General features: G+C 66.8%; 25 protein-coding genes and 2 tRNA genes. 14 read left to right on the forward strand and 13 right to left on the reverse strand.

Going from position 1 to position 26,967, the window contains the following annotated elements; translation table 11 throughout:
- Together M0208_RS00645 and M0208_RS00650 are read left to right on the forward strand one after the other, a co-directional pair.
- Positions 1 to 900, forward strand: coding sequence for a tyrosine-type recombinase/integrase (locus M0208_RS00645; protein ID WP_258889824.1), 900 nt, complete (start codon positions 1 to 3; stop codon positions 898 to 900).
- Between the two features lie 9 nt (positions 901 to 909).
- Positions 910 to 1,860, forward strand: a complete 951-nt coding sequence (locus M0208_RS00650; protein ID WP_258889825.1) for an acetyl-CoA carboxylase carboxyltransferase subunit alpha — start codon at positions 910 to 912, stop codon at positions 1,858 to 1,860.
- A gap of 67 nt (positions 1,861 to 1,927) precedes the next feature.
- On the opposite strand, the gene M0208_RS00655 is transcribed toward M0208_RS00650, so the two are convergent.
- The gene (locus M0208_RS00655; protein ID WP_258889826.1) at positions 1,928 to 2,095 is read right to left on the reverse strand and encodes a Flp family type IVb pilin; all 168 of its coding nucleotides are present in this window, start codon (positions 2,093 to 2,095) and stop codon (positions 1,928 to 1,930) included.
- A gap of 123 nt (positions 2,096 to 2,218) precedes the next feature.
- A complete protein-coding gene (locus tag M0208_RS00660; RefSeq protein ID WP_258889827.1) occupies positions 2,219 to 2,422 on the reverse strand; it encodes a Flp family type IVb pilin in 204 nt (67 codons plus the stop codon).
- 39 nt (positions 2,423 to 2,461) lie between these two features.
- On the opposite strand from M0208_RS00660, the gene M0208_RS00665 reads away from it, so the two are divergent.
- Complete coding sequence (locus tag M0208_RS00665) at positions 2,462 to 2,872, forward strand: (deoxy)nucleoside triphosphate pyrophosphohydrolase (RefSeq protein ID WP_258889828.1); 411 nt, start codon at positions 2,462 to 2,464, stop codon at positions 2,870 to 2,872.
- On the opposite strand, the gene M0208_RS00670 is transcribed toward M0208_RS00665, so the two are convergent.
- A tRNA-Cys gene (locus tag M0208_RS00670) sits at positions 2,873 to 2,946 on the reverse strand. It lies immediately after the preceding gene.
- A gap of 158 nt (positions 2,947 to 3,104) precedes the next feature.
- Between M0208_RS00670 and M0208_RS00675 the strand changes: the two genes are divergently transcribed.
- The 6 genes from M0208_RS00675 to M0208_RS00700 all read left to right on the forward strand — a co-directional run bounded on the left by M0208_RS00675 (position 3,105) and on the right by M0208_RS00700 (position 12,440).
- Entirely contained in the window at positions 3,105 to 3,773 is a 669-nt protein-coding gene (locus tag M0208_RS00675) for a protein-L-isoaspartate O-methyltransferase (RefSeq protein ID WP_258889829.1), read from the forward strand.
- Between the two features lie 42 nt (positions 3,774 to 3,815).
- Entirely contained in the window at positions 3,816 to 5,300 is a 1,485-nt protein-coding gene (locus M0208_RS00680; protein WP_258893130.1) for a TolC family outer membrane protein, read from the forward strand.
- Positions 5,301 to 5,339: 39 nt separating this feature from the next.
- Positions 5,340 to 5,789 carry a DUF2497 domain-containing protein gene (locus M0208_RS00685; RefSeq protein WP_258889830.1) on the forward strand — a complete coding sequence of 150 codons (450 nt, stop codon included), beginning with the start codon at positions 5,340 to 5,342 and terminating at the stop codon, positions 5,787 to 5,789.
- A gap of 49 nt (positions 5,790 to 5,838) precedes the next feature.
- Complete coding sequence (locus M0208_RS00690; protein WP_258889831.1) at positions 5,839 to 7,878, forward strand: S9 family peptidase; 2,040 nt, start codon at positions 5,839 to 5,841, stop codon at positions 7,876 to 7,878.
- A 42-nt stretch (positions 7,879 to 7,920) separates the two neighbouring features.
- On the forward strand, positions 7,921 to 10,827 hold the full coding sequence (locus tag M0208_RS00695) for a valine--tRNA ligase (protein WP_258889832.1): 2,907 nt from the start codon (positions 7,921 to 7,923) through the stop codon (positions 10,825 to 10,827).
- A gap of 149 nt (positions 10,828 to 10,976) precedes the next feature.
- Positions 10,977 to 12,440: an MATE family efflux transporter gene (locus M0208_RS00700; RefSeq protein ID WP_258889833.1), complete on the forward strand. Its 1,464-nt coding sequence runs from the start codon at positions 10,977 to 10,979 to the stop codon at positions 12,438 to 12,440.
- Here the strand turns inward: M0208_RS00700 and M0208_RS00705 are convergent.
- Positions 12,424 to 13,338 carry a diacylglycerol kinase family protein gene (locus M0208_RS00705; RefSeq protein ID WP_258889834.1) on the reverse strand — a complete coding sequence of 305 codons (915 nt, stop codon included), beginning with the start codon at positions 13,336 to 13,338 and terminating at the stop codon, positions 12,424 to 12,426. The two genes, M0208_RS00700 and M0208_RS00705, sit on opposite strands and share 17 nt — an antisense overlap.
- A 77-nt stretch (positions 13,339 to 13,415) precedes the next feature.
- On the opposite strand from M0208_RS00705, the gene hemB reads away from it, so the two are divergent.
- The 4 genes from hemB to M0208_RS00725 are packed head-to-tail and all read left to right on the forward strand — an operon-like array spanning position 13,416 to position 17,645.
- Complete coding sequence (hemB, locus tag M0208_RS00710; RefSeq protein WP_258889835.1) at positions 13,416 to 14,408, forward strand: porphobilinogen synthase; 993 nt, start codon at positions 13,416 to 13,418, stop codon at positions 14,406 to 14,408.
- The gene (locus tag M0208_RS00715; protein ID WP_258889836.1) at positions 14,405 to 14,926 is read left to right on the forward strand and encodes a GNAT family N-acetyltransferase; all 522 of its coding nucleotides are present in this window, start codon (positions 14,405 to 14,407) and stop codon (positions 14,924 to 14,926) included. Before hemB ends, M0208_RS00715 begins: the two co-directional genes overlap by 4 nt.
- The gene (locus tag M0208_RS00720) at positions 14,923 to 15,456 is read left to right on the forward strand and encodes a GNAT family N-acetyltransferase (RefSeq protein WP_258889837.1); all 534 of its coding nucleotides are present in this window, start codon (positions 14,923 to 14,925) and stop codon (positions 15,454 to 15,456) included. The genes M0208_RS00715 and M0208_RS00720 overlap by 4 nt, the downstream gene beginning before the upstream one ends.
- 8 nt (positions 15,457 to 15,464) lie before the next feature.
- Complete coding sequence (locus tag M0208_RS00725; RefSeq protein WP_258893131.1) at positions 15,465 to 17,645, forward strand: fused MFS/spermidine synthase; 2,181 nt, start codon at positions 15,465 to 15,467, stop codon at positions 17,643 to 17,645.
- Here the strand turns inward: M0208_RS00725 and M0208_RS00730 are convergent.
- Positions 17,642 to 18,139, reverse strand: coding sequence for a hypothetical protein (locus M0208_RS00730; protein ID WP_258889838.1), 498 nt, complete (start codon positions 18,137 to 18,139; stop codon positions 17,642 to 17,644). The two genes, M0208_RS00725 and M0208_RS00730, sit on opposite strands and share 4 nt — an antisense overlap.
- An 86-nt stretch (positions 18,140 to 18,225) precedes the next feature.
- Here M0208_RS00730 and M0208_RS00735 point away from each other — a divergent pair.
- Positions 18,226 to 18,302 (forward strand) — tRNA-Arg (locus M0208_RS00735).
- 127 nt (positions 18,303 to 18,429) lie between these two features.
- On the opposite strand, the gene M0208_RS00740 is transcribed toward M0208_RS00735, so the two are convergent.
- The 8 genes from M0208_RS00740 to M0208_RS00775 all read right to left on the reverse strand — a co-directional run bounded on the left by M0208_RS00740 (position 18,430) and on the right by M0208_RS00775 (position 26,966).
- Complete coding sequence (locus M0208_RS00740) at positions 18,430 to 20,595, reverse strand: TonB-dependent receptor (protein ID WP_258889839.1); 2,166 nt, start codon at positions 20,593 to 20,595, stop codon at positions 18,430 to 18,432.
- 123 nt (positions 20,596 to 20,718) lie between these two features.
- Positions 20,719 to 20,934, reverse strand: a complete 216-nt coding sequence (locus M0208_RS00745; RefSeq protein WP_258889840.1) for a hypothetical protein — start codon at positions 20,932 to 20,934, stop codon at positions 20,719 to 20,721.
- A gap of 65 nt (positions 20,935 to 20,999) precedes the next feature.
- Positions 21,000 to 22,253, reverse strand: a complete 1,254-nt coding sequence (locus M0208_RS00750; protein ID WP_258889841.1) for an N-succinylarginine dihydrolase — start codon at positions 22,251 to 22,253, stop codon at positions 21,000 to 21,002.
- Complete coding sequence (locus M0208_RS00755) at positions 22,253 to 23,269, reverse strand: arginine N-succinyltransferase (protein ID WP_258889842.1); 1,017 nt, start codon at positions 23,267 to 23,269, stop codon at positions 22,253 to 22,255. The genes M0208_RS00750 and M0208_RS00755 overlap by 1 nt, the downstream gene beginning before the upstream one ends.
- The gene (locus M0208_RS00760; RefSeq protein WP_258889843.1) at positions 23,270 to 24,469 is read right to left on the reverse strand and encodes a hydrolase; all 1,200 of its coding nucleotides are present in this window, start codon (positions 24,467 to 24,469) and stop codon (positions 23,270 to 23,272) included.
- Positions 24,470 to 24,511: 42 nt separating this feature from the next.
- Positions 24,512 to 25,414 (reverse strand): YdiY family protein, encoded by a 903-nt coding sequence (locus tag M0208_RS00765; RefSeq protein ID WP_258889844.1) that lies wholly within the window; start codon positions 25,412 to 25,414, stop codon positions 24,512 to 24,514.
- A 68-nt stretch (positions 25,415 to 25,482) separates the two neighbouring features.
- The gene (locus M0208_RS00770; RefSeq protein WP_258889845.1) at positions 25,483 to 25,953 is read right to left on the reverse strand and encodes an RNA pyrophosphohydrolase; all 471 of its coding nucleotides are present in this window, start codon (positions 25,951 to 25,953) and stop codon (positions 25,483 to 25,485) included.
- On the reverse strand, positions 25,950 to 26,966 hold the full coding sequence (locus M0208_RS00775) for an alpha/beta hydrolase (RefSeq protein ID WP_258889846.1): 1,017 nt from the start codon (positions 26,964 to 26,966) through the stop codon (positions 25,950 to 25,952). The genes M0208_RS00770 and M0208_RS00775 overlap by 4 nt, the downstream gene beginning before the upstream one ends.
- Between the last annotated feature and the right edge of the window lies 1 nt (position 26,967).

Genomic DNA, 26,967 nt, shown 5'->3' on the forward strand with positions numbered 1-26,967 from the left:
ATGGGCCAGGACGCGGCCCTGATCGATCGCTTCCTGGAGATGATGGCTGCGCAGGCCGGGGCGGCGCGCAACACGCTGTCCGCCTATCGTAGCGACCTGTCACTGGCGTCGCAGGCGCTGGACGGCGGCTTGGTGGACGCCGATGCGGCAAGGTTGGCGCGGCTGGGAGACGGGTGGCGCGCGCTGTCGCGATCAACCGTGGCGCGAAAGGCGGCGGCGCTGCGGCGGTTCTATGCGTTTCTCGCCGATGAGGGGCTGCGCGCCGACGATCCCGGTGCGGCGCTCCCGCGGCCCGGTGCGCAACGCGCGTTGCCGAAGACACTGTCGCACGCCGACGTCGACCGCCTGTTCACGACGATCGCTGAACGGCTGTCCGCAAAGCACTCGCTGTCGTCGGACCTGCGCCTGTCCGCGCTGTTCGAACTGCTCTACGGATCGGGACTGCGCGCGACCGAACTCGTGTCCCTCCCGCGCGCGGCGGTGCAGCCCGACCGGCCGTTCCTGATCCTGCGTGGGAAGGGCGACCGCGAACGGCTGGTGCCGATCTCCGACCGTGCACGCGCGGCGGTGGCCGAGTGGCGCGGTCACGTCGCCGCCGATCGCCTGTTCCTGTTCCCCTCCGGCCGCACGCATCTGTCGCGGGTTCGGCTGTATCAACTGGTGAAGGCGCTGGCTGCCGACGCCGGCGTGCCGCCCGACCGCGTCAGCCCCCATGTCCTGCGCCACGCCTTCGCCACGCACCTGCTGGAGGGCGGGGCTGATTTGCGCGCGCTGCAATCGATGCTGGGCCACGCCGACATCGCGACGACCGAAATCTACACCCACGTCGACAGCAGTCGGCTGGTCGCGCTGGTGAACGAACGTCATCCACTCGTTGACGCTCCTTTGCGGCGCGCCTAGCTGCGCGCGATGCCGACTTTTCTAGATTTCGAGAAACCGATCGCCGAACTGCAGGGGCGAATCGACGAACTGCGTGAGACAGGCGCCGAAGGCGGGGTCGACATCGCCGCCGACGTCGCGCGGCTGCAGGCGAAGTCCGACAAATTGCTGCGCGACACGTTCGCGAAGCTGACGCCGTGGCAAAAGACGCAGGTCGCACGGCATCCCGAACGGCCGCATTTCAAGGATTATGTCGCCGGGCTGTTCGACGAATTCGTGCCGCTGGCGGGTGATCGCGCGTTCGCCGACGATCAGGCGATCCTCGGCGGGTTTGCGATGTTTCGCGGGCGGCGTGTGCTGGTGATGGGGCATGAGAAGGGCGACGACACCGCCACGCGGCTCCGGCACAATTTCGGGATGGGCAAGCCCGAGGGGTATCGCAAGGCGATCCGCCTGACTGCGCTGGCCGATCGATTCGGGCTTCCGGTGTTGACGCTGGTCGACACGTCGGGCGCATTCCCCGGCATCCAGGCCGAAGAGCGTGGCCAGGCCGAGGCGATCGCGCGCTCGACCGAGGCGTGCCTGGCGCTCGGCGTGCCGATGGTGTCGGCGGTCGTGGGAGAGGGCGGTTCGGGCGGCGCGGTGGCGCTGGCGGCGGGCAACCGCGTGCTGATGTTCGAACACGCGGTCTATTCGGTGATCTCGCCCGAGGGCTGCGCATCGATCCTGTGGCGCACCGCGGACAAGGCGGCGGAAGCGGCGGAAGCGATGAAGGTCACCGCCCAGGATCTGAAGGCGCTGGGCGTGATCGACCAGATCGTGCCGGAACCGCTGGGCGGCGCGCACCGCGATCCGGCGGCGGCGATCGCTGCGCTGGGCGATGCGCTCGAATCGTCGCTGGCGGGGCTGGCCGATCAATCGGCGGAGCAATTGCGGCGGGGCCGGCGCGAGAAGTTTCTTGCGATGGGCCGCACTATTTAATCTGCACAAGAAAACGGCGGCGGAACCGAAGTTCCGCCGCCGTTTCAGTCGTCCGAAACGTGAAAGCTTACGAAGCCTTCATGTTGGTCGTCACGTTGCCGAACGTGGTCTTCAGCTGGTTGCCCAGGCCCTGCATCGCGGCAATTGCGGCGACGGCGATCAGCGCGGCGATCAGGCCGTACTCGATTGCGGTGGCGCCCTTGGAATTCTTCAGGAAAGCGCGGATCTTCTGCATGTTCGATCTCCAGTGGTTGTCTAAAGCTTCAGTCACCCGGCTGGAAATCGATTGTTTCGATGGCCAGCGATGATGTGATTAGCGTGCGTGCGGTTGAGGAAAGATTAAACGACCGCGATAATTTCAGCGGGCTTTGGTAACCTTGGTGTTAATGTTGTTCCACACGTCGATCGTCGTCTTGGCGACTTCGGTGAAGCTGGCGATCATCGCGATGACGATGACGGCGACGATCAGGCCATATTCGATCGCGGTGGCGCCGCGGACATCGCCCGACAGACGCGACAGCAGGCGACGCGGCGATTTCGGGGCTCGTGTCGGGCGATCCATCCGCTACGGATACCGGCATACGCTTAACGAAAGGTCGAGATGACTGCCGGATCGTCGATTCTTGTGGTGACCGCGGCGGCGTTGATCGATCGTGACGGGGCGGTGCTGATGCAACAGCGGCCAGTGGGCAAGGCGTTGGCCGGCCTATGGGAATTTCCCGGCGGTAAGGTGGAACCGGGCGAAACGCCCGAAGCGGCGCTGGTGCGCGAACTGGCCGAAGAGCTGGATATCGCTGTGGACCCTGCGGCCTTGCGACCAATCGCTTTCGCCACGCATCCGGCCGACGGGCGGAATCTGCTGCTGCTGTTGTACATGATCCGGGCGTGGCGGGGCGAACCGCGCGCAATCGAGGCGACCGCATTGCGCTGGGCCGCGCCGGCCGTGCTGCGCACATTGCCCATGCCGCCCGCCGATGCGCCGCTGATCGGCGCAATCGAGCGGGTCATATGATGGAGGCCCGACCGGGAATCGAACCCGGGTGCGAGGATTTGCAGTCCTCTACGTCACCACTCCGCCATCGGGCCCCGATGCGGTGAGGGCGGGCAGATGCGTCGGGGTCGGCGCGGTGTCAAGCGATCCCCGCCAAGTTTGGATGGTTGGCGCGTGCCGGTCCGCGCGATAGAAGCCGCTAGCACGACGGCGTGTATTGCATAACTAAAACAGCTGTGCGACAGGGCAAGACATGATGGCAAGCACTTCCGATCCGACCGATTTCGCCGCGATGCGCAGCGCGATGGTCGCCAGCCAGTTGCGCACGACGGCGGTCGCCGATCCGCGCGTCATCACCGCGATGGCCACCGTGCCGCGCGAACGATTCTTCGCCGCGCAGGACGCCGGCCTTGCGTACCGCGATACCGCGATGCCGCTGGGTGGCGGACGTTCCGCGAATTCGCCAATGGCGACGGGCAAGTTGCTGACCGAGGCGCGGCTGGCGAAGACCGATCGCGTGCTGCTGATCGGTGCGGCGACCGGATACACCGCGGCGGTCGTGTCGATGCTGGCGGCCGATGTCGTGGCGGTCGAGAGCGACGCCGCACTTGCCGCGATCGCACGCGAATCGCTGGCCGATCGCGTGAACGTCACGGTCGTCGAGGGTGACCTCGCCGCGGGCCATGCAGCATCCGGTCCGTATGACGTGCTAGTCGTCGACGGCGCGGTGGAGCGGCTTCCCGATGCTTTGGTCGAACAGCTGAAGCCGCGCGGTCGAATCGTCACCGGGATCGTCGATCGCGGCGTCACGCGGCTGACGTCGGGCGTGCGGAGCGAATTCGGCGCGGCGCTGATCGATTTCGCCGACGTCGATTGCGTCGTGCTGCCGGGCTTCGCCGCGCCGCGCACTTTTAGCTTTTAGAGGTATCCGGTGATCCGTTCGGTTTCCCTGCTTGCGCTCGTCATGTCCGGGGCGGCGACCCCAGTCGCCGCCGATACGCTGCGCGATGCGCTGGCGCGCGCCTATAACGACAATCCGACGATCACCGGCAGCCGCGCGCAGCAGCGGGCGACCGACGAGAACGTGCCGATCGCAAAGGCCAATGGCCGCCCGTCGATCAACGCGAACGGATCGCTCAACGAAAACCTGATCCGCGGCGGCAATTCGTTCACCACACCGCAGCGAAACGGGCAGGCGCAGCTGGCTCTCAACGTACCGATCTTCCAGGGCGGCGCGGTGAAGAACGCGGTCCGCGCGGCGGAAACGCGGGTCGAGGCCGGTCAGGCCGGGCTGCGCGGCACCGAGGCATCGTTGTTCACCGAAGTCGTCGGCGCGTACAACGACGTGATCCGCGACGAGGCGATCGTCGGGCTGAACACACAGAACGTGCGGGTGCTCGACACTAACCTGACCGCCAGCCGCGACCGGTTCCAGGTCGGCGACCTGACGCGAACCGACGTCGCGCAGTCCGAGGCGCGGCTGTCGCTCGCCCGCGCACAGTTGCAGACCGCGCAGGCGAATTTGATCGCCAGCCGGGAGAATTACATCCGGCTGGTCGGCGCAGCACCCGGCGTGCTGGAAGCGCCGCCCGTGCTGCCGAACCTGCCCGCATCGCCCGATACCGCGGTCGACGTCGCGATCCGAAACAACCCGCAGTTGCTGGCGGCGCAGCGCGCGCGCGATGCGACTGCCTTCGACGTGCGCGTAGCGCGCGCGTCTCGGCTGCCGACGGTCGGCGTGGGCGTGGGACAGAATTATCAGAATTTCTTCGGGTCGCTGGGCGCGGGGCAAAGCACCGGCGGTTCGGGCGTGCCGCAATCGGGCACGTCGACCAGCGTTGGCCTGAACCTGACGCTGCCGATCTTTCAGGGCGGGCGGCCCGCGGCGCAGATCCGTCAGGCGCAGGCGCTGCGCGCGCAGGCGATCGAGAATACGACGCTGGCCGAACGGCAGGTCGTGTCCTCGACGCGGTCGGCCTTTGCGATCTGGCGGTCGTCGCTGGAGGTGATCAAATCGTCCGAAACCGCAGTGTCCGCGAACCGGCTGTCGCTAGAAGGCGTTCGCGCCGAGAACAGCGTCGGCAACCGCACGATCCTGGATATCCTGAACGCCGAACAGGAACTGCTGAACAGTCAGGTGACGCTCGTCACCGCGCGCCGCGACGCCTATGTCGCGGGCTTCGCGCTGCTGGCGGCGATGGGCGAGGCGGAGGCGCGCGATCTGGGGCTGGACGGTGGTCCGCTGTACGATCCGGCGGTCAACTACGATGCGGTGAAGAACCGGATCATGGATTACGGCACCGGCGACGCGCCACAACCGATCGCGCCCAGCACGGTGAGCGTCCCGGCGCAGACCTCGGTTGTCACGCGTCCGCTCGATCCGATGCTGAACAGCGCGGTTGACAGGAATGCGCCGCTTACCACAGGTGAGAATTCTCCGAACCGCTGACCGTCGGCGCGTTCGCTGAATATGGGATTCGAGCGTCCTATGGCGGACACGAGCGCCGAACCGTCGATGGAGGATATCCTTTCGTCGATCAAACGCATCATCGCCGAGGAAGGTGAGGGCGCCGCCCCGCGCACGCGGCGCGGCCCGATCCGCGCGATGCCGACCCCGCCCAGCGCCGAACAGGATGAGGTGCTGGAACTGAGCGATCCGATCGAGCCGGCGACTGCCGATCCGGTGCCGACGCGACCTGCGGTGGCGGCAAGGCCGACGATCCTTTCCGACACCACTGCGCAGGCGACGCGCGGTGCGCTGGACGCGCTGTCGCGGCTGGTGGTGAAGCCCGAACCCGGCGCGGACGATACGCTGGAGGGGCTGGTGCGCGAGATGCTCCGCCCGATGCTGCGCGACTGGCTCGACGCGAACCTGCCCGCGATGGTCGAAACGCTGGTCGCGAAGGAAATCACGCGCATCACCCACGAGACGCGCTGATCGCACGGGCGAGATTGTAGCAGACGTAACGATCTGCTTTATCGCATCCATGAGAATGCTCCTGACGGCGAGTCTGCTCGCCACCGCTGCCGCAACGCCGGTTTCCGCCCGCCCCATCACGATCGACGATGTGACGATGCTCAGCCGCATCGGCGCGCCGGCCGCGTCGGCTGACGGTCGCTGGCTGGTGTGGGCGCAACGCGAGACCGACCTGGCGGGGGACAAGGGGCGGTACGATCTGTGGCGGCTCGACCTGACGAAGCCGGGCGCGCCGCCGGTGAAGCTGCTGGCCGAGGCGGACGTCAACGAAAACGATCCGCAGATCGTAGGTTCGACCGTCTATTTCTCTTCGGACAAGGGTGGTGGGGACGGTGCGATCTGGTCCGTGCCGGTCACCGGCGGCGCCCCGCGTAAATTGACGAATTTCGCGGGCGGCTTCGGCGGGTTCAAGGTCGCGCCGACCGGCGACCGCGTCGTCGTCTGGGCCGACCGCCTGCCCGGCGCGCCGAGCCTTGAACCCGCGATGGTGAAGAAGGCTGCCGATGCGGGCGCGGCGCGGACATATGACCAGATGTTCGTGCGGCATTGGGACACGTGGGCGGACGGTACGCGGTCGCAACTCTTCGTCCTTCCGCTGACCAGCGCGGGCGCGCCGGGGAACGGCAAGGCGGTGGTCGGATCGCTGGTCGGCGATACGCCGTCCAAGCCGTTCGGCGGCGGTGAAGAGGTCAGCTGGAGCCCGGACGGCAAGACGCTGTATTTCGCACTGCGCGAAGCGGGGCGGATCGAGCCGCTGTCGACCAATCTCGACATCTTTTCGGTTCCGGCCGACGGCTCCGCCGCGCCGACCAATCTGACCGACGCGAACGACGCGACGGACAATCTGCCGACTGTCTCGCCCGACGGCCGCAAGCTCGCCTATTTCGCGATGCGGCGGCCGGGTTACGAGGCCGACCGGCAGGTGCTGACCGTGCGCGATCTGACGACCGGGCAAGTGGTGTCGCTGACCGAACGCTGGGATCGGTCGGTCGGCTCGATCGCGTGGGCGCCCGATTCGCGCAGCCTGTACGTCACCGCCGACGACACGCAGGAAACGCCATTGTTCCGCGTCGACGCCGCGAACGGCGGCGTGACGCGGCTGACGCAGGAGGGGCATGTCGGCGCGGTCGCGGTGACGCCGCGCGGCGTGATCGTCGCGCTGAACAGCCTGACTGCGCCCGATGATTTCTACCGCGTCGCAGGCGGCGCACCGCAGCGCCTGACCAGCGTCAACGCGGCGAAGCTCGCCGGGATCGACATGCCGCAGGTGACGCGTTTCAGCTTCAAGGGCGCGAACAACGACACTGTATGGGGCTATGCGGTGAAGCCGGTCGGCACGTCGGCCAAGGTGCCGATCGCGTACATGGTCCATGGCGGACCGCAGGGATCGAGCAACAACAGCTGGTCGTATCGCTGGAACCCCGCGGTGTTCGCTGGCGCGGGCTACGGCTTGGTCGCGGTCGATTTCCATGGATCGACCGGCTACGGACAGGGCTTCACCGATGCGATCCGGAATAACTGGGGCGGCTGGCCGCTCGAGGATCTGCAGAAGGGCTTGGCTGCGGCGACCGCGAAATTCGCCTGGCTCGACGCCGACAACGCCTGTGCGCTCGGCGCGTCCTACGGCGGCTACATGATGAACTGGATCGCGGGCAAATGGCCCGACCGGTTCAAGTGCATCGTCCAGCATGACGGGGTCTTCGATGCGCGCGCGATGGCGTATGAGACCGAGGAACTGTGGTTCGACGAATGGGAACACGGCGGAAAGGCCTATTACGAAGACCCCGCGGCGTATGAAAAATGGAACCCGGTCAATTACGTCGACAAGTGGAAGACCCCGATGCTGGTCATCACCGGCGAAAAGGATTTCCGCATTCCGTACACGCAGGGCCTGGCGACCTTCACCGCGCTCCAGCGCCGCGGCATTCCTTCGCGGCTCGTCGTGAACCCGGCCGAGAACCATTGGGTGCTGAAGCCGAAGAATTCGCGCCAATGGTATCGCGAGGTGCTGGGCTGGATGGGGAAGTGGACTGGCACTCCTCCGCAGTAACGGGGTGGCGCAGCCGCGCGCTTCGTGGCTAAAGCGCAGCGCATGACCGAACTCCCCAAGACCTTCGACCCCGCCACCATCGAAGCGCGCTGGTACGCGCATTGGGAGGAGGAAGGCCTGTTCCACCCCGATCGTCCGGGTGCGGAGCCGTGGACGATCGTCAATCCGCCGCCCAACGTCACCGGCAGCCTCCACATCGGCCACGCGCTCGACAATACGTTGCAGGATATCCTGACGCGCCACGCACGCCTGAAGGGCAAGGATGCTTTGTGGGTCGTCGGCACCGACCACGCCGGAATCGCGACGCAGATGGTTGTCGAGCGCAATATGGCGCTGCACCAGCAGAAGCGCACCGATTTCACGCGCGAGGAATTCGTCGCGAAGGTGTGGGACTGGAAGGCGGAAAGCGGCGGCGAGATAACGCGGCAGTTGCGTCGGCTTGGTTGCTCGATGGACTGGGCGAACGAACGCTTCACGATGGACGAGGGTTTTTCAAAGGCCGTCCTGAAAGTGTTCGTCGACCTCTATAACGAAGGCCTGCTGTACCGCGACAAGCGGCTGGTGAACTGGGATCCCGGCCTTGGCACCGCGATCAGCGACCTGGAGGTCGAGACGCGGGAGGTGCAGGGCAAGTTCTGGCATTTATCCTATCCGTTGGAGGACGGCAGCGGTGCGATTTCGGTCGCGACGACGCGGCCCGAGACGATGCTGGCCGACATGGCGGTCGCGGTAAACCCGTCGGACGAACGTTACGCGGCGCTGGTGGGCAAGAACGTCCGCCTGCCGATCACGGGTCGGCTGATCCCGATCGTCACGGACGAACACGCTGACCCTGAGCTGGGATCGGGCGCAGTGAAGATCACGCCGGGGCACGATTTCAACGACTTCGAGGTTGGCAAGCGCGCGGGCTTCAAGGCGTCCGATATGCTGAACATGCTCGATGCGAAGGCGGCGGTGGTCCAGTGCGGCGGTATCCCCGATGAATTGCTCGGGCTGGACCGGTTCGAGGCGCGCAAGCGGGTGGTCGAATTGCTCGAGGCGTCGGGCAATCTGGAACGCGTCGAGGATCGCACGATCCAGACGCCTTACGGCGACCGTTCGGGGCAGGTGATCGAACCGTGGCTGACCGACCAATGGTACGTCGACGCCGCAACGCTCGCCAAGCCCGCGATCGAGGCGGTACGGTCGGGCGCGATCAGGATCGTGCCGAAGACGTGGGAAAAGACGTTCTTCAACTGGATGGAGAACATCCAGCCGTGGTGCGTGTCGCGGCAATTGTGGTGGGGGCACCGGATACCAGCGTGGTTTGGGCCAATTAAAGTTAGCGATGACACGCTAGTCGAAGACCCGACTGAGATTTCCGGTTTACGGGCTTTCGTTGCCGAAACTGAAGAAGAGGCAGTTTCGATCGCTCGCGCGTACTACGGCGACCATTGGGCGATCCTGACCTCGAACGATGCTCCTTGGAATCCCGCGGTGCCGATGAGTCATGAGTCGACCTTCGGCCGGGACGCGTTGAAGTCGGTTGTCCTGCATCGCGACTCAGACGTCCTCGACACCTGGTTTTCCTCCGCGCTCTGGCCCTTCGCGACGTTGGGCTGGCCTGAGCCACAGGCACGCCCCTCCCCTTCAGGGGAGGGGACGGGGGTGGGGTCTCTCAGTCTCACCGAGAGCGACGTGCCCGCCGATAGACCCCACCCCAACCCCTCCCCTGAGGGGGAGGGGCTTAAAAAACTCGCCGGCCGTTACCCCAACGACGTACTGATTTCCGGCTTCGACATCCTGTTCTTCTGGAACGCGCGGATGATGATGCAGGGTATTCACTTCATGGGCGACCAAGGCCGGAGGCCGCTCACCGAAAGTGTGCCGTTCAAGACCTTGTATCTCCACGGACTCGTCCGCGCCGCCGACGGACAGAAGATGTCGAAATCGAAGGGCAATACGGTCGATCCACTTGGCCTGATCGACAAATATGGCGCCGACGCGCTGCGCTTCTTCATGGCGGCGATGGAGAGCCAGGGCCGCGACATCAAGATGGATGAGAAGCGCGTCGAGGGGTATCGCAACTTCGCGACGAAGCTGTGGAACGCCAGCCGCTTCTGCCAAGCCAACGGCATCGGCGGATCGGCGACGCTGGAGCCGCCTGTGGCGACATTGGCGGTCAACAAATGGATCGTCGGCGAATGCGTGAAGACGATCCAGGCGGTCGACCTCGCGCTCGCCGACTACCGCTTCGACGCCGCCGCAAACGCGATCTACCAGTTCGTCTGGAGCCAGTTCTGCGACTGGTATCTGGAATTGATAAAGGGCTCGATCGACGAGGAAACGAAGGCGGTCGCAGGCTGGGTGCTCGACCAGATTCTGGTCGTGCTGCATCCGTTCATGCCGTTCATCACCGAGGAATTGTGGCACGCGCTCAGCTCCCGCGAACACGACCTGATCGTCGCGCAGTGGCCGATGGCCGACGCGCGGGCGATCGATCCGGCGGCGGGGCAGGAGATCGACTGGCTGATCCGCCTGGTGAGCGAGGTGCGCACCGCGCGGACCGAACTCAACGTCTCGCCGGGCGCACGCCTCCCGCTGCACGTTCGTGGTGCGAACGAGGCGACCGATGCGCGGTTGGCGAGACAGGCGACGGCGCTGGCTCGGCTCGCCCGCGTCGATCGTGTCGAAGGCAATGCGAGCGGCGGCGCGGCGCAGGTGGTGGTCGACGAGGCGACCTTCGTCCTCCCCCTCGAAGGCGTCATCGACCTCGACGCCGAACGCGCGCGGTTGACCAAGGCGATTGCGGCGGCGGAGAAGGAGCGGGATGGGCTTGCCGGGCGGCTCGGCAATCCGAGCTTCGTCGAACGCGCGAAGCCCGAGGCGGTGGAGAAAGCGAAGGCCGATCATGCCGAGAAATCGGCCGAGGCCGAGCGGTTGACGGCGGCATTGGCGCGGCTGGGCTAGTCTCAAGCACCTCCCCGGCGAACGCCGGGGTCCAGTTGCAAGCGGCTCGTAACTGGACCCCGGCCTTCGCCGGGGAGGTTGCCTTTGCCGAAATGCATGGACAGGGTGACGGGAGCCGGAACGTGCGGAAACGCGAGGATTGGGTAACGATGGATTCCGTACCCGAAACGCCCCAAGCCCGCCCCGGCCAGCGTGACCTGACCACCGGCCCGATCGGCGCGACGCTGATCGCGTTCGCGCTGCCGACGCTGGGTTCCAACATCCTGCAATCGCTGAACGGGTCGATCAACGCGATCTGGGTCGGGCGGTTTCTCGGCGAGGGCGCGCTCGCGGCGACGTCGAACGCGAACATCATCATGTTCTTGATGTTCGGTGCGGTGTTCGGGTTCGGGATGGCGGCGACGATCATCGTCGGGCAGGCATGGGGCAGGCGCGATCACGAGGCGGCGAAGCGCGCGTTCGGGTCCGCGATCGGGCTGGTGCTGACGGCGTCGGTCGTCGTCGCGGTGCTAGGCTGGGTCTTCGCGCCCGACATCCTGCGCCTGCTCGCGACGCCGCCGGGGGCGTTCCAGCTAGCGCTCGATTACCTTCGCGTCATCTTCCTCGGCCTGCCGGGATCGATGCTGCTCGTCCTGATGTTCATGGGGCTGCGCGGCACCGGCGATTCGATGACGCCACTCTGGTTCATGGGGCTGAGCGTGGTGCTCGACAGTGCGCTGAACCCGGTCTTCATCCTTGGACTCGGCCCCGCGCCGCGGCTCGGCATTGCGGGGTCGGCGGTGGCGACGCTGATCGCCAATGCGGTCGCGGTCGCCGGGTTGATCGGCTACATCGCCTGGCGCGACCTGCCGCTGCGGCTGAAGGGCGCGGAAATCCGCTACATCCTGCCCGAAGCCACGCTGGTGCGCACGATCGTCGCCAAGGGGTTGCCGATCGGCGCGCAGATGCTCGTGCTGTCGGGATCGGCGCTGGCGATGGTGGGGCTGGTCAACCGCAACGGCATACAGACCGTGGCGGCTTACGGGATCACGCAGCAATTATGGGCCTATGTGCAGATGCCCGCGATGGCGATCGGCGCAGCGGTCAGCGCGATGGCGGCGCAGAATATCGGCGCGGGGCGGTGGGACCGCGTCGGGCAGGTGACGCGGTCGGGGCTGATCTACAATGGTGCGATCACCGGCGCGATGGTCGTGCTGGTCCTGTTGTTCGATCGCGAGATTCTCGGGTTGTTCGTGGGCGATGCCAGCCCCGCGCTGCCGATCGCGCAACATATCAGCTATATCGCGACGTGGGGTTTCATCCTGTTCGGTGGTACAATGGTGCTGTTCGGCACGGTGCGCGCGAACGGCGCGGTGTGGGGGCCGCTCGCGATCCTGGCCATCGCGATGTTCCCGGTACGGCTGGGCGCGGCCTATGCGTTGCATCCGTGGCTGGGCGCTGATGCCTTGTGGTGGAGTTTCCCGATCGGATCGGTCGCGACCGTGGCGCTGGCCGCGGCGTATTACCTTCACGGCGGCTGGCGGCGGGGGGCGTTGCTGGTGCCGGAGGGGCATTGCGAGGAACGCAGCCACGCCGACATCGAACCCGCCGGGTCGCTCAAGCCGGCTGGGTAGGAGCCGGTTGAACCGGTCCGGGAATCGGGGCCATCACGCGGATGATGCCGGCGGCGATCTTCGCCTGAACGGGGGTATGCGCCAGCACCTCGCCGTCGATCGAGATCGGCAGCCGCGGGATCGTGTCGACGCGCAGGTTCTTGCCGCGGAAGCTGACGGTGTCCTCATGCCGCGCGTCGTGCCCGAAGAAGCTGGCCGCCCAGTTCTTCACCAGCCTCCGCTTCACATGCCCGCGCACCGCCTGCACCACGATCTCGCCCGAGTCGACCGCGGCCTCATCCACCATCTGCGTGCCGCCGTGATAGGGACCGTTGGAGATACGCACCTCCACCACGCGCAGCCGCTCCGCGCCGTCGCCTTCGCCGACGATCAGCGTAAACGGCTTGAACTTCGCGAACTGCACCGCGGCCCAGCCGAGATAACCGATACGGCCCAGAACTTTTTTCAGGCCATGCGGCACTGTCTCGGCGATCTGCGGGCTGATCCCCATCGCGGCGCAATTGGCGAAATAATCGCCGTCGATCATGCCCAGGTCGATCCGCATCGGCTTGCCATCGCGCAGCACCGCGATCGCGCCGTCGATATCGATCGGAATGCCGAGCGTGCGCGCAAAGCTGTTCGCGGTGCCAAGCGGCAGGACGCCCAGGATGACGTCATGGCCCACCATCAGGTCGACCAGCCCGCTGATCGTCCCGTCGCCGCCGCCCAGGATCAGCAAATCGGGCTTTTTGGCGAGCGCCGCGCGGACCGTGCGATCAAGATGCGCGGGATTTTCCACCGCGTGTGCGTCGACCGGAAAGGGCAGTTCGTCCATCCGCTTGCACGCGCGTTTGAACAGCTTCTGCCCCTTTCGCGACTTCGCGTTGATGACGAGCGCGGCGGACTTGATGTCGGTCATGGCGGCACAACGCTCCTTCATCGGTTTCGGACCCGTAACGCTTGCCTGTGACGAAGGCGTGGCCCAAAAGTCGTGCCATGCACGCCCCTTATCCAGCGCTACGCCTCCGCCGCACCCGCGCCGCCGCGTGGAGCCGCCGCCTATATGCCGAAACGGTGCTGACGCCCGCCGACCTGATCTGGCCGCTTTTCATCAGCGACGGGCAGGGCGTGGAGGAGCCGATCGCCAGCCTGCCGGGCGTATCGCGCTGGTCGGTCGACGGGATCGTGGCGCGTGCGAAGGAGGCGCGCGACCTCGGCATCCCGTGCGTCGCGCTGTTCCCGAACACGCAACCGAACCTGCGCACCGACGACGGGCGCGAGGCGCTGAATCCCGACAATCTGATGTGCCGCGCCATTCGCGCGATCAAGGATGCGGCGCCGGAGATCGGCGTGCTGACCGACGTCGCGCTCGACCCGTACACTGCGCACGGCCATGACGGTCTGGTCGACGACCGCGGGTACGTGATGAACGACGCAACGGTCGAGGTGCTGGTGGGGCAGGCGCTCAATCAGGCGGGGGCGGGGGCGGACATCATCGCGCCGTCGGACATGATGGACGGGCGCATCGGCCGGGTTCGCGACGCGCTGGAAGGGGCGGGGCATCACAATGTCCAGATCATGGCCTATGCCGCGAAATACGCCTCGGCCTTCTACGGCCCGTTCCGCGACGCGGTTGGATCGCGCGAACTGCTGAAGGGCGACAAGAAGACCTATCAGATGGATCCGGCGAATGCCGAGGAGGCGATCCGCGAGGTCGGGCTGGACCTGTCCGAGGGTGCCGATAGCGTGATGGTCAAGCCGGGCCTGCCATATCTCGATATCGTACGACGTGTGAAAGACGCCTTCGAAGTACCTGTATTCGCGTACCAGGTGTCGGGCGAATATGCGATGATCGAGGCCGCGGTGGCGGCTGGCGCGGCGGAGCGCGATCCGATGGTGCTGGAAACGCTGATGGCGTTCAAACGTGCGGGTTGTTCGGGGGTGCTGACCTATCATGCGGCGCATGCGGCGCGGTTGCTGAACGCATGATCGAAACCGAACGGCTGATCCTGCGCGCGCCGGAGCCGCGCGACCGCGATGCGCTGCACGCGATGTGGGCCGACCCGCGCGTCATGGCCGACCTCGGCCCGGTGAAGACCGCCGCCGACAGCGACGCGGCGATCGCGCGGCATGCGGGGTATGCGCCGCTGGGGTTCTGGATCGTCGAACGCCGCAGCGACGGCGCGGCGATCGGTTTCTGCGGCCTGAAACCGGGCGCGCCCGATACGCCGATCGACGGGATGCTGGAGATCGGCTGGATGCTCGCCGCGGACTGCTGGGGTGTCGGCTATGCGCGGGAGGCGGCGGCGGCCAGCATCGCCTGGGCCTGGGCTAACCGAACCGACGATGCGATCGTCGCGATCACCGCGCGGCAGAACGCCAAGAGCCGCGGCTTGATGGAGCGGCTGGGCATGATGCACGAACCGGCGCTGGATTTCTCGCACTCGCAATTCCCCGGCGACGATCCGCGGCGCGACACCGTCACCTACCGCATCGCCCGCCCATGATCGAAACGCCGCGCCTGATCATGCGCCGCTGGCGCGACGCCGACGCCGCGCCGTTCCATGCGATGGGGCAGGATGCGGAGGTCATGCGGTACCTCGGCCCGCCGATGAGCCTGTCCGATGCGCAGGCCACGGTCGCGCGGCAGAATGCGGTAGCCGATGACTACGGATCGTGCTTCTGGGCGGTCGAGCGCCGTGCTGATGGCGCGTTCCTCGGCTTCTGCGGCATCAAGCCCGGCCCGGCGAACACCCCGATCGCCGATCAGCCTGAGATCGGCTGGCGGCTCGCGCGGCATGCCTGGGGTCAGGGCTATGCGCGTGAGGCTGCGCAAGCCTGCCTCGACTGCGCCTGGGCTGCGACCGATTGGCCGCACGTCGTCGCGATCACCGTGCTCGCCAACACCGCCAGTTGGGGCCTGATGATCCGGCTCGCCATGACGCGCGTCGCGGACGGCGATTTCGATCATCCCGCGGTGCCCGAAGGCGATCCGTTGCGGCGGCACATGATCTATTCGATCGCGCGGCCCGAGTGAGCGAAGCCATGTCGAAGGAGGCGGGGCGCGGCGCGTTCGTCGCGACGATTCTGCTCGGGTCGTTCCTGCTGTTCCTGGTCCAGCCGATGATCGCGCGGATCGCGCTGCCGCGGCTGGGCGGCGCGCCCGCGGTGTGGAATTCGGCGATGCTGGTCTATCAGGCGTTGCTGCTCGGCGGCTACGCCTACGCCCATGCGATCGGGCGGATGACGCCGCGGCGGCAGGCGGCGGTTCACCTGATCCTGCTGGCGGTCGCGATGTTGTGGTTGCCGATCGGCGTCTTCGCCTGGACGCTGCCCGCGGGCGTCACCCCCGCCTTGTGGGTGCCATGGCTGCTCGCGCTGTCGATTGGCCCGCTATTCGTCGCGGTCGCCGCGCAGGCCCCGCTGATCCAGCGCTGGTTCGCCAGCCGCTATCCCGGCGAAGACCCCTACCGTCTTTACGCCGCGTCGAATCTCGGCAGCTTCGCCGGGCTGATCGCCTACCCTTTGCTGGTCGAGCCGTGGATCGCGGTCCACGGCCAGCGTTGGATGTGGACCGCGGGCTATCTCGCGCTGATCGTGCTGATCGCGCATCTCGCGCGACGCCTGCCGCGCGCCGCAACGATCGAAGCGGCTCCGACCGAAGCCGCGCCGACCCTGCGCCGCGTCGCTACGTGGATCGCGCTGTCGTTTGTACCCTCGGGCCTGATGCTCGCGACGTCGACCTACATCACGACCGACATCGTCGCGATGCCGCTGCTGTGGGTGCTTCCGCTCGGCCTGTACCTGCTCAGCTTCAGCGTGGCCTTCGCGGTCGACCGGTCGGTGCCGGAACTGCTGACCCGCGTCGCACCGATCACGATCCTGCTGTTCGGCGGCATCATGATCGCTGGCTTCCCCGAGACGCCCTTGCTCGGCGCGTTCCTCGCGCTCGCTTTGCTGTTCATGGCGTCGGTCGCGCTCCACACCGCGCTTTACCGAATCCGTCCCGAACCGGCGCGATTGACCGGCTTCTACTTGGCGATGGCCGTCGGCGGCGCGTTGGGCGGCGTGTTCGCCGGGCTGATCGCGCCGATCGCGTTCGACTGGACGTGGGAATATCCGCTGCTGATCTTCGCGGGCGGCGCGATGGTCCCGCAAGTCTATCTGACGCGTCACGTCCGCGCGTGGTGGCACGCGGGGCGCGGCATCCCGGCGCTTGCGATCGTCGTCATCGCGATGCTGGCGCTGCTGTTCCTGCGCGTCGCCGGGCCGCGGGAATTGTTTGGCGACGAGAAGAACACGATCACCTTCGTCGCGATCGCGCTGATCGGCCTGGCGACGGTCGGGGCGCGGCATGGGTATCTGATCGTGCTGGGCACCGCGATCGCCTTGTTTGGCGGTCTGCGCTCGGCGGTGATCTCGCTCGACGTCGACACGCGGACGCGAAGCTATTTCGGGGTCTACACCCTGTCCGAAAACGTCCGCCGTCGCGTTCTGGCGCATGGGACGACGGTCCACGGTATCGAACTGCTTGGGTCGCCCGCGCGTGAGCGGATGCCGACGACTTACTACGTGCCCGCATCGGGTGTCGGTCAGGTGATGACGGCCGCAACCGCGCTGTATGGCCCGGCCGCGCGGATCGGCGTCGTCGGCCTGGGGACGGGAACGCTCGCTTGCTATGCCAAGCCGGGTCAGGACTGGCGCTTCTACGAAATTGATCCCGAGGTGGTGGCGATCGCGCGTGATCCGCAGCGTTTCCGGTTTCTGTCGCGCTGCTTGCCCGACGCTAGAATCGAGATCGGCGATGCGCGGCTTTCGCTGGAGAAGGCGCGCTTGACCTCGCTCGACATTCTCACGCTCGACGCCTTCTCGTCGGACTCGGTGCCGATCCACCTGCTGACGCGCGAGGCGTTCGCAGTGTACGGGCGCACGCTATCGCCGCGCGGCGTGCTTGCGGTGCACATCTCGAACCGCTTTCTCGATCTGGAGCCGGTCGTCGCGGCGGCGGCGCGGGCCGGCAGCTGGCATGGCCTGACGTTGCTGCACCAGCCCTCCGATCTCGACGAATCGGGGTCGAGTTCGCAGTGGATCATCCTGTCGCGCGATCCCGCCGTCATCGCGACGCTCGGCCAGGGGCGCGGCGATTGGCGCAAGCTCGGCAAGCACGATGGCGTCAGCCCGTGGACCGACGACCACGCCAGCATCCTACCATTGTTGAAATTCTAGGCTGGCGTCAGCATCGCCTGCAACGCCGCGATCCGCTTCGCCTGCTCGTCCGCCGCCGTCCGCGCCGCCGCGATCGCCGCATTGAGCGCGGGGTATTCCGCGGTCAGCGCCAGCGCGCGCTCCGACGCCAGTTGCTCCAGATCCGTCAGCTCCTCCAACGTTTCTGCGCGCAGCACGTCCAGACCGGCCAGCGCGGTCTGCGCATCCAGCCACGCATCGCTGCCCGCCGCCGCCCCGCGCGCGGCTCGAACCGTCTGCCCGGCCTTGGTCGCCGCGGCGTCGAAACGCCCGGCCGCATCAGTCGACTTCTGCCGCACGGTAGCGATCCGTGCATCAAGCGCCGGGTCGGGGGCGGCCGCGACGGGCGGCGGGGGCGCAGGCTCCTCGAACCCGGCACGCTCGGCGCCGCGCGGCAACAGCGACGGATATTCGCCGGGTGACGCGCACGCGGCGATCAGGATCGGCAGGGCGAAGGGGGCGATAAATCGTTTCATCGGAAAAAAGCCGTAGGGGCCGAAGAAAGTACGCGCAACGCGCTTGCACAAACTGGAACCGCCTTCTATCAGCCCACCTCCATTGCGCACCCGTAGCTCAGCTGGATAGAGCATCAGACTACGAATCTGAGGGTCGGGCGTTCGAATCGCTCCGGGTGCGCCACTTTTCCACATCGTCATCGCTACCTCTCCGCGCCCAGCGGCACGGATTGGCGCGTGACCCGAAAACGGCGAAGGCCGCCCACGCCTTGCGGCATGGACGGCCTCCCGAGCCCCCGCTCGTCGAGCCTTCAGATGCCGACGCGTAACGTCACGCGGATGTCGCGGCCGGCGAGCGGTGCGAAGTCCTTCAGCACGCTGGCGGCGCGGCGCGCCTCCACGTCGAAGATGTTGTTCGCCGACACCAGGATGCTGGTCTTCGGATTGTCCGCGAACGGCTGGAACGATGCGGAGGCATTGACCATCGTCCAGCCCGGCGTCGTCGTTTCGAAATCGGCGACGCGGTCCTGCTCGAAGGCGTGCTCCACCTCGACCCGCGCGCTGGTGCGCTCGCTTTGCGCCTCCAGCCCGCCGAGCAATCGCAGCGGCGGAATGCGCGGGACGGGGCCGCCGTCGACGATCGTCGCGCGGACATAGTCGCCGATGACGTCGGCGTTGATCGCATAGCTGCCGATCGTCGCCAGCCGCACCGATGCGTCGGCTTCCAGTCCCCAGTATCGCGCTTTCGCCTGGTTGAACTGGAAGCACGGCAGATCCACCTCGCGCCCCGACGGCGCGGCGGCGGCTTCGCAAACGCCCTGACCGACCTGCGATTCGTAGATGAAGTCGTTGAACCAATTGTAATAGGCCGACCCGTCGAAGCTGAAGCCGTCGCCGTGCGCGTGCAGCGTCGCTTCAAGTCCCCACGACTTCTCGGTTCGGAAATTGGGGTTGCCGAGCTCGTAGGATTGCGTGCCCGCGTGCGCGCCGTTCGAGAACAATTCCTCGGCCGATGGCGCACGCGACGTGCGCGACGCATTCAGGCCGATACGGACATCGGGCGCCAGACCATAGGATGCGCCAACCGACCCCGACAGCGTATCGAATACGCGCTCGCCCTGGAAAAAGCGCAGATCGCCGCTGGGCGTCTGCGCCGACAGCCGCGTGTTTTCGTAGCGCAAGCCGCCCTCGGCCTTGAACCCGCCCAGCTCTAGCTGCTGCAGCGTGAAGACGCCGACCTGTTCGGTGTCGTTGCGCGGCAGGAACGCCTCCTCGCCCTCGACATCGAACTGACGGCTGAAATATTGCGCGCCGCTTGCGCCGCTCCATGCGCCGCGCTTGGCCTGCACCGCCTCGACGCGACCCTCCAACCCCTTGTTGTAGAAGGCGGTGCCGACCTCGCCATTTTCTTCCAGCTCGAAATGGCGATAGTTCGCATAGCCTGCGCGCAAGCGGATCGTGTCGAGGAACCCGCCGCCGGTCTTCACCTCGCCGCGCAGATCGAAGCGATTCTGCACCAGGTCGAGCCGTGGCGCTTCCTGTTCCTGACCCACTTCAGTCGCGTAGCGGATCGGGATGCCGTACAGGCTGTCATAGTGGCTGTACGACAGGCCAAGCGAACCGCCGTCGGTGATCAGCGCCGCGCCGACACCAGCGGTCCACGTCTCCGCCGCCGAATTGGGCAGCTTGCCGCGCAGCGCCGCTGAGCCTGCGAAGTCGATCGGCTCGGCGTCGGGATCCTGCGGCTGGCCGGCGGCGGCCAGCGCCGCGGCGCGCGCTTGTCGTGAAAGGATGAAGCCGCCGGTGCGCAGATCATCGGCCTTCAGATACGATCCATCGGCGTGGATGACGAACTTGTCGCCCAGCGCGACGTCCGCCGCCGCGCCGCCCGAGCGTTCGTTGGCGGCCGACCCGTAATTGGCGATGCCGCTCAGGCGATAGCCGTTCTCGGGCACTGTGCGCGGGATGCGCGTGTCGATCACGTTGACGACGCCGCCGACTGCGGATGTGCCGAACAGCAAAGCGGCGGGACCACGCAGCACCTCGACGCGCTCGGCGAGCAACGGATCGATGACGACCGCGTGGTCGACCGAGGTGTTGGACACGTCGATCGCGCCGATGCCGTCGGTCAGCACGCGGATGCGGTCGCCCTGGAAGCCGCGCAGAACGGGGCGCGATGCGCTGGGGCCGAACGACGTCGCCGATACCCCGGGCAAACGGGCGAGGGTTTCGCCGATCGTCGGGCGCAACTGGCGGGTCAGCTCCTGCCCGGTCAGCACTGATGTGCCCTGCAACACGTCGCTCTCACTGCGCTGTACCGGCGCGGTGACGATCACTTCGCGTCCGGATGTGGCGCGATCCGAGGTCCGAACCGGATCGCCTTCGATGGTGACAGGCGCGTCGGCCATCGGCTGCGCCATGACCGGCATCGCGCCAACCAGCGCGATCAACGCGCTACCGACATACAGGGATTTCATTTTTCACTCCTCGAACCTTACGAGGAGCCGTAGAGACGATGTTACATCGTATCAATGCAGATATGTTATATCAGTCTCAGTTCGTCGCTGCCGTCAGTCGTTTCGCCGCAGCGCAACAAACCATCAATCCCGCCCGCGTTCGATCGAATCGAGAATGCGCGCGCCGGCCATGACCACCGCGACCGGACAGGCTGCGAAGAGGAGCCAGCCACCAACGCCGGGATAGTCGCGAAGATAGTGAACGCCGCGCTCGGTAGCGCCCAATCCCAGGCCGTAAATGACCAGAAAGGCCTCAAACTTCGTCTTGATCGTGAAGAGGCGGGCGATGCGGGTCCACATGACGTAATTTACGCAAATACCGCGCCAGCCCGCGATTTCCGCGGCTTTCGCGTCAAGGAACGTGGTTAGCTGTAAATTAACTCGACGATTTTCAGGTGTTCGAGCAGCGCGCGACGCGCAACCTCGACCTGCGCGACCAGAGCGGGATCGCCGATCGCATCGAAAGCGATCGCCTTCGGCCAATATGTGTCGATGATGCCCGCAACCCCGTCCAGCGCGGCGGCATCGACGATGAAGCGCGGGTCGACCGTCGCAGGATCGGCCACCACGCGCAGTCTGAGGCACGCCGGGCCGCCGCCATTGGCCATCGATTCGCGCACATCGACCACCTCGACCGCGCGGATCGGGCCGTTGCCCGCCAGATGTTCCTGCAACCATGCCCAGACGCGCGGATTGTCGCGCGTTTCCCCGGGGACGACCAACGTCTGGACACCGCCAGCGGCCGTTACAAGCTGCGCATTGAACAGATAGGACTGGATTGCGTCCGCCAAGCTGACGCGATCGGCGGGCACTTCGACGATCTCGACCTCGGGCATCGCCGCGCGCAACCGGGCATAGAAACCGTCGCGGTCGGCGAAGGCCAGCTCGTGCGCGAACAACGTGCGTTCGTTCGCCACCGCGACGACGTCGTTGTGGAACGCCCCTGCCGCGATCGCCGCGTCGGACTGCTGTACGAACAAGGTACGGTCGGGCGACAGCCGGTGCCCGCGCGCGATCGCCTCGCTGGCGTCGAGATGTTGGCGTGCAGGGAAGGGGCCGCCCGAGACGCCGTAAACGAACACCTCGATCCCGGTCGCGTCATGCGATGCCGCCAGCCGCATATGGTTTGCCGCACCCTCGTCGCCGAACGGGGCAGGGACGGGCGCGTGAACCACGAACGCCGGGTCGGAAAAGGCTAGGCGAAGCTGCGCCAGCGTCGCGGGCCATTCGTGGCTGCGGTGCGGCATCGTCACCAGATTGGCGACGGTCAAGTGGCAGCGCCCGTCGACGGTGTCAGGGGCGGGCGAGACGGTTGCAGCATTCGCCGCCCACATCGCCGACGCCGACAGCGCGCGCGCCTGTAGATGCGATGCGGCCGACGCGTAATCGGTATGCAGCGTGCCCAGCCACGCATGATCGGGGCGGGGGTGGGGGAGCAGGATGCCCTGCGTCAGCCCCAGCGCGATATTCGCGCGCATCTTGGCGATGCCCTGCAACGCCGCCGCGCGCGGGTGCGCGGTCTGCCCGGCGTTCTTCGTCGCGGCGAGGTTGCCGGGGCTGAGGCCGGCATAATTATGGCTCGGCCCGACGATCCCGTCGAAGTTGATCTCGACCAGCATCAGACGCGCACCACGTAACTGACCGCGGCATCCTCGCGCACGCCCAGTAGCGCCGCGCATTCATGGTCGATCACCACCTGATCGCCGACCGGCCGGACGAGGCCGTAAGCGCAGCGGAAGTCGGCCAGCATTCCCGTCGCGACCAATGCCTGATCCCCGCCGTCGCGATCGATCGCCACGACGCTCGCCTCGCGCGTGTCGCGGATCGTCTTCACCGCGTCGGTCTTGGCGGTCATCGTCGGCCCGCCGTCGAAAATGTCGACATAGCCATCGAACGCGAAGCCCTCATTCTCCAGCATTCGCATGGCCGCGCGGCCCGACGGATGCGGCAGGCCGATCGCGGCGCGCGCGCCTTCGGACAGCATCGCGGTGTAGATCGGGTGTTTCGGCATCAGATCGGCGATGAACTGGTGCCCGTGGATCGCGTTGAACTGATCCGCATCCTGGAAATTCATACCGAAGAACCGCCCCGCCAGTCCGTCCCAGAACGGCGACCCGCCCGCTTCGTCGATCACGCCCCGCAGCTCGGCCAGGATACGGTCGGCGAACCGCGCCCGGTGCGCACGGATGAACAGATACCGGCTGCGCGCGAGCAACAGCCCCAGACCACCGGCGCGCTCGCCCGGATGCAGGAACAGCCCGCCGACCTCGCTGCATCCCTCCAGGTCGGTGGTCAGCGCCAGCATCTCGGCGCGGAACGTCCGGTCGAGTTCCTTACTGTGCTGCGCCAGCGTGCTGATGCGGTAGCTGTAGAACGGGTTGCGCCGTCCGACTTCGGTGAAAATCTGGCACGTGCCGCGCACCTCGCCGGTCGCGCTGTTCTCCAGGATCAGGACGAACAGTTCGTCCTCGATCGGCCCGCCTTGCCGTTCGAACGCCGCATGGCTGCGCTCCAGCTTGGCCGACAGCGCCTTGCGATCGGGCGGCAGGTTGGTGAAACCGCCGCCGGTCAGCTTCGCCATTTCATAGAGGTGGGGCAGGTCGCCGTCATGCGCGGCGCGGATCACGAACGTCACTCAGATTGCCCCTTCGGCGATACGTAATATGGTCAGCGCGGAGAGCCCGGCGCGTTCGGGCAGACTGTCGACGATCAGGAATTCGTCCGCCGAATGGATCGCCCCGCCACGCGCGCCCATCGTGTCGACCACCGGCACGCCCGCCGCGGCGATGTTGTTGCCGTCGCACACCCCCCCGGTCGCGCGCCATGCGATGTCGAGGCCAAGGTCCGCGCCGCTCGCCTTGACCAGCGCGAACAGTTTTTCGGCCCCCGCATCGATCGGCTTGGGTGGTCGGTTGAACCCGCCGTGCACCTCGATATTCACGTCGCGCGCCGCGGCGACCATCGCGACCGCGGCGTCGATATGCGCCTTCGCCCGCGTAATCTCGTCGAGCGTCGCGGGACGAAAATTCACCCGCAGCACTGCCAGATCGGGCACGACATTGTTCGGGCCGCCGCCGTCGATCCGCGCCGGATTGACCGCGAGGCGCGGCCCCTTCGCATTCTCCAGCCGCAGCGCCAGATCGGCCGCCGCGAGGATCGCGTTGCGCCCATCCTCCGGGTTGCGCCCGGCGTGCGCGGCGCGCCCGCGGATCACGATCGAGAAATTCCCCGTGCCTCCGCGCGCGCCCGCCAGCGTACCGTCGGGCAGCGCAGGTTCGTAGGTCAGCGCGGCAACCTTCCCGCGGGAGACCTCGGCCAGCAGGGCGGCGGACGAGAACGAACCCGTCTCCTCGTCCGAATTGATCAGCACATCATAGCCGATCGCCGTGCTCGCCGCTTCGACCGCCTCCAGCGCAGCCAGCATCACCGCCAGCCCTCCCTTCATGTCCGCGACGCCTGGCCCGTTTATCGTACCGTCAGGCCGATCGGTCAGCGCCTGAAACGGATGATCGTCCGGATAGACCGTATCCATATGCCCGGTGAACAGCATTCGCCGCGCCGCATCCGGCCGCACCGACAGATGCAGATGCTTGCCATGCTCGATCTCGGAAACCGCGCCATCCAACCCAACGCGCTCGACCGCGGCGGGTTCGATCAGCCGCAACTCGCCCGGCAACACGGAAAACGCACCCGCCAGCCGACCGGCGACCGCGGCAAGGCCCGCGATATTCCCGGTCCCGCTGTTGATCGCCGCCCAGTCCCGCACATTCGCCAGCATCGGCGCAGCGCTAGCGCGCTCGATCGCGGCGCGCTCGTTGTTCGTCATCCCCTGCATCGCGCGTCCCTAGCGCGAATCTGGTATCGGATGATACACCCCCTAGAAGGTATAGACCAGCGACGCGCGGCTGACGGTATCGGTCGATACGCGCCCGATCGGCGGCTCGCTCTCATATTGGACGGTGTAGGAAAATTGCGCGGAGAGTGGCCCGATCACGCGCGCCGCCAGCGCCGACGTGCTGCTGATCGTCGAATTGAACCGCTGTACATAGGCCGACGCATCCTGCCGCAGCGTCAGTCCCGGCGACAGTTTCCAGTCGAAATCGACGCTGCCGCGCGCGGCCAGGCTGCTTTCGACATTGTCGTCGGTGAAGTGGGTGTAGCGATACGCCGGGCCAAGCTCCAGGTTCAGCGTCACCGCGGGCGATTTGATCGCGCTATATCCCGCGCCGGCCGACGCCGAATAACGCTGCGTATAGCCAAAGAACCGGTCGGTTTCGAACTGCGCCGCGCCATAGACGTAGCGCCGGTCGTCGACCTTGAGATTGGGTTCGTACGCGACCAGCAGATATTCGCGGTTCGTGATCCCGGCGTTGCGCTGATAATCGCCCTGCGCGCGCAATTTATGCCGCCAGTTCAGCCCTTCGCGCGTCAGGTCGATCACCGCAGTCGCGCCCGACGTGTCGGTGTTGCCGGTCGACATATAGCCGCCCAGTTCCGCCCGTCCGCGCCACAGATCGAACGCGCCGGCCTGCCGGATAGTCGAATCGCGCTCCTTCGCGCGCGTCGCCAGCCATGTCGCGGCGACGGCGGCGACCGCATCGCCGCTCGCTGGATCAGCCGACCGGGCGAGCTTCACGACCGTCGCGACATCTCCCTCGTTGCCGGATGCGATCGCCGCGTCGAGCATCGCGCGGATCGGAGCGGGGATTTCGGGCGGATCGGATGTGAGCGCGCCATTCGCGAGCAGCATCGGGGCGAACAGGAGCAGCAAGCGACGCATCGGGTGCGCTTAACGCCAATGGAGTCCGCGATGGAACCGCTTACCCGGCCCCAGCGGTCAATCGTGGCCTAGCCGAGATGAGCCGAAAAGCCTGCCAGCACCTGTTCGTACAGCGTTCGCTTGAACGGCACGATCATGCGCGGCAGGTCGGCGGGGTCGGACCAGCGCCACGCGCGAAATTCGGGATGCGAGGTCGCGATGTTCACGTCCGCATCCTCGCCCAGGAAGCGGAACAGGAACCAGCGCTGCCGCTGCCCGCGGTATTTCCCCTTCCAGACCTTGCCGATCATCTCGGGCGGCAAATCGTAGGTCAGTTCCTCGGGCGCTTCGGCGATCAGTTCGAGGTGTTCGGGCGCCACGCCCGCCTCCTCGCCCAGTTCGCGGATCGCCGCGGTCAGCGCGTCCTCGCCCGGATCGATCCCGCCCTGCGGCATCTGCCACGCCTCCAGTGTCGCATCGATCCGCTGCCCGACGAAGACCTTTCCCGCGCGGTTGATCAGCATGACGCCCGCGCAAGGGCGGTAGGGAAGGTCGGTCACCCCGCCGCCTGCGCCATCACGCGCTGTGCCTCGGCCTCGACCACCGCCGACTTCACCGCCGACAGATACGCCGCGACATCGCCCTGGCTCGACGGGATCGCCTGCCGCAGCGTGATGAAGCCGTGGATGTTCCCCACCGCCTCGCGGAACGTCACCGGCACGCCCGCCAGCACCAGCGCCGCGGCATAGGCGCGGCCCTGGTCGCGGATCGGGTCCAGGCTGGCGGTCACGATCACCGCGGGGGGCAGGCCGACCAGATCGCCCACCATCGGCGATCCGCGGAAATCGGCGAACTCCGCCTGATAGTGATCGGCGAACCAGATCATCGTTTCGCGCGTCAGCAGATAACCGTCCGCGAAATCGGCGAACGACGGATATTCCTTCGCCATGTCCGCCGCGGGATACATCGGCGCCTGCACGATCACCGGCACCCGTGCGGCGTCGTCGCGCAGCGACATGGCGGTGGTGATCGTCAGCGTGCCGCCCGCGCTGTCGCCCGACAGCACCAGTGCGGTCGCGGTCCGTCCCAGCTCGGCCGGACTGGTCGCGACCCAGCGTGCAGCAACCTCGCAATCCTGCGGCGCGGCGGGCCAGCGATGTTCGGGCGCCAGGCGATAATCGACCGACACCACCGGCAGGTCGAGCTGCCGCGCCATTTCCGCGGTGAAGCTGGCGTGTGTGTCGATATCGCCGATCACGAACCCGCCGCCGTGGAAGAATACGACGACCGGCCCCGGCTCCCGCGTCTCGCGCGGATCGAACAGCCGCGCCTTGATATCGCCGTCGGGGCTCGGGATCGTCAGATCCTTGATCGTGCCGAGCGTTCCGACCGGCGGATCGGCGACGTCCTTCATCGCCAGATACATCGCCCGCGCGCTGCCCGCATCCATCTCATGCGTCTTCGGGCCGGGCACGCTCGCCAGATAATCCAGAAAGCCGCGCACGTCGGGGCGGATAAAGGGGCCGTCGGCAGCCTTGTCGGTCGCGGGACGTTCGATCATCGTGTCGGTCATG

The sequence above is a fragment of the Sphingomonas sp. SUN019 genome, assembly GCF_024758705.1.
GTDB lineage: Bacteria > Pseudomonadota > Alphaproteobacteria > Sphingomonadales > Sphingomonadaceae > Sphingomonas.

Bases quoted from the DNA above. Each gene is read 5' to 3' on its own strand.
- M0208_RS00645 (WP_258889824.1), top strand. From the start codon at position 1: ATGGGCCAGGACGCGGCCCTGATCGATCGCTTCCTGGAGATGATGGCT.
- M0208_RS00650 (WP_258889825.1), top strand. From the start codon at position 910: ATGCCGACTTTTCTAGATTTCGAGAAACCGATCGCCGAACTGCAGGGG.
- M0208_RS00655 (WP_258889826.1), bottom strand. From the start codon at position 2,095: ATGCAGAAGATCCGCGCTTTCCTGAAGAATTCCAAGGGCGCCACCGCA.
- M0208_RS00660 (WP_258889827.1), bottom strand. From the start codon at position 2,422: ATGGATCGCCCGACACGAGCCCCGAAATCGCCGCGTCGCCTGCTGTCG.
- M0208_RS00665 (WP_258889828.1), top strand. From the start codon at position 2,462: ATGACTGCCGGATCGTCGATTCTTGTGGTGACCGCGGCGGCGTTGATC.
- M0208_RS00675 (WP_258889829.1), top strand. From the start codon at position 3,105: ATGATGGCAAGCACTTCCGATCCGACCGATTTCGCCGCGATGCGCAGC.
- M0208_RS00680 (WP_258893130.1), top strand. From the start codon at position 3,816: ATGTCCGGGGCGGCGACCCCAGTCGCCGCCGATACGCTGCGCGATGCG.
- M0208_RS00685 (WP_258889830.1), top strand. From the start codon at position 5,340: ATGGCGGACACGAGCGCCGAACCGTCGATGGAGGATATCCTTTCGTCG.
- M0208_RS00690 (WP_258889831.1), top strand. From the start codon at position 5,839: ATGAGAATGCTCCTGACGGCGAGTCTGCTCGCCACCGCTGCCGCAACG.
- M0208_RS00695 (WP_258889832.1), top strand. From the start codon at position 7,921: ATGACCGAACTCCCCAAGACCTTCGACCCCGCCACCATCGAAGCGCGC.
- M0208_RS00700 (WP_258889833.1), top strand. From the start codon at position 10,977: ATGGATTCCGTACCCGAAACGCCCCAAGCCCGCCCCGGCCAGCGTGAC.
- M0208_RS00705 (WP_258889834.1), bottom strand. From the start codon at position 13,338: ATGACCGACATCAAGTCCGCCGCGCTCGTCATCAACGCGAAGTCGCGA.
- hemB (WP_258889835.1), top strand. From the start codon at position 13,416: ATGCACGCCCCTTATCCAGCGCTACGCCTCCGCCGCACCCGCGCCGCC.
- M0208_RS00715 (WP_258889836.1), top strand. From the start codon at position 14,405: ATGATCGAAACCGAACGGCTGATCCTGCGCGCGCCGGAGCCGCGCGAC.
- M0208_RS00720 (WP_258889837.1), top strand. From the start codon at position 14,923: ATGATCGAAACGCCGCGCCTGATCATGCGCCGCTGGCGCGACGCCGAC.
- M0208_RS00725 (WP_258893131.1), top strand. From the start codon at position 15,465: ATGTCGAAGGAGGCGGGGCGCGGCGCGTTCGTCGCGACGATTCTGCTC.
- M0208_RS00730 (WP_258889838.1), bottom strand. From the start codon at position 18,139: ATGAAACGATTTATCGCCCCCTTCGCCCTGCCGATCCTGATCGCCGCG.
- M0208_RS00740 (WP_258889839.1), bottom strand. From the start codon at position 20,595: ATGAAATCCCTGTATGTCGGTAGCGCGTTGATCGCGCTGGTTGGCGCG.
- M0208_RS00745 (WP_258889840.1), bottom strand. From the start codon at position 20,934: ATGTGGACCCGCATCGCCCGCCTCTTCACGATCAAGACGAAGTTTGAG.
- M0208_RS00750 (WP_258889841.1), bottom strand. From the start codon at position 22,253: ATGCTGGTCGAGATCAACTTCGACGGGATCGTCGGGCCGAGCCATAAT.
- M0208_RS00760 (WP_258889843.1), bottom strand. From the start codon at position 24,469: ATGCAGGGGATGACGAACAACGAGCGCGCCGCGATCGAGCGCGCTAGC.
- M0208_RS00765 (WP_258889844.1), bottom strand. From the start codon at position 25,414: ATGCGTCGCTTGCTGCTCCTGTTCGCCCCGATGCTGCTCGCGAATGGC.
- M0208_RS00775 (WP_258889846.1), bottom strand. From the start codon at position 26,966: ATGACCGACACGATGATCGAACGTCCCGCGACCGACAAGGCTGCCGAC.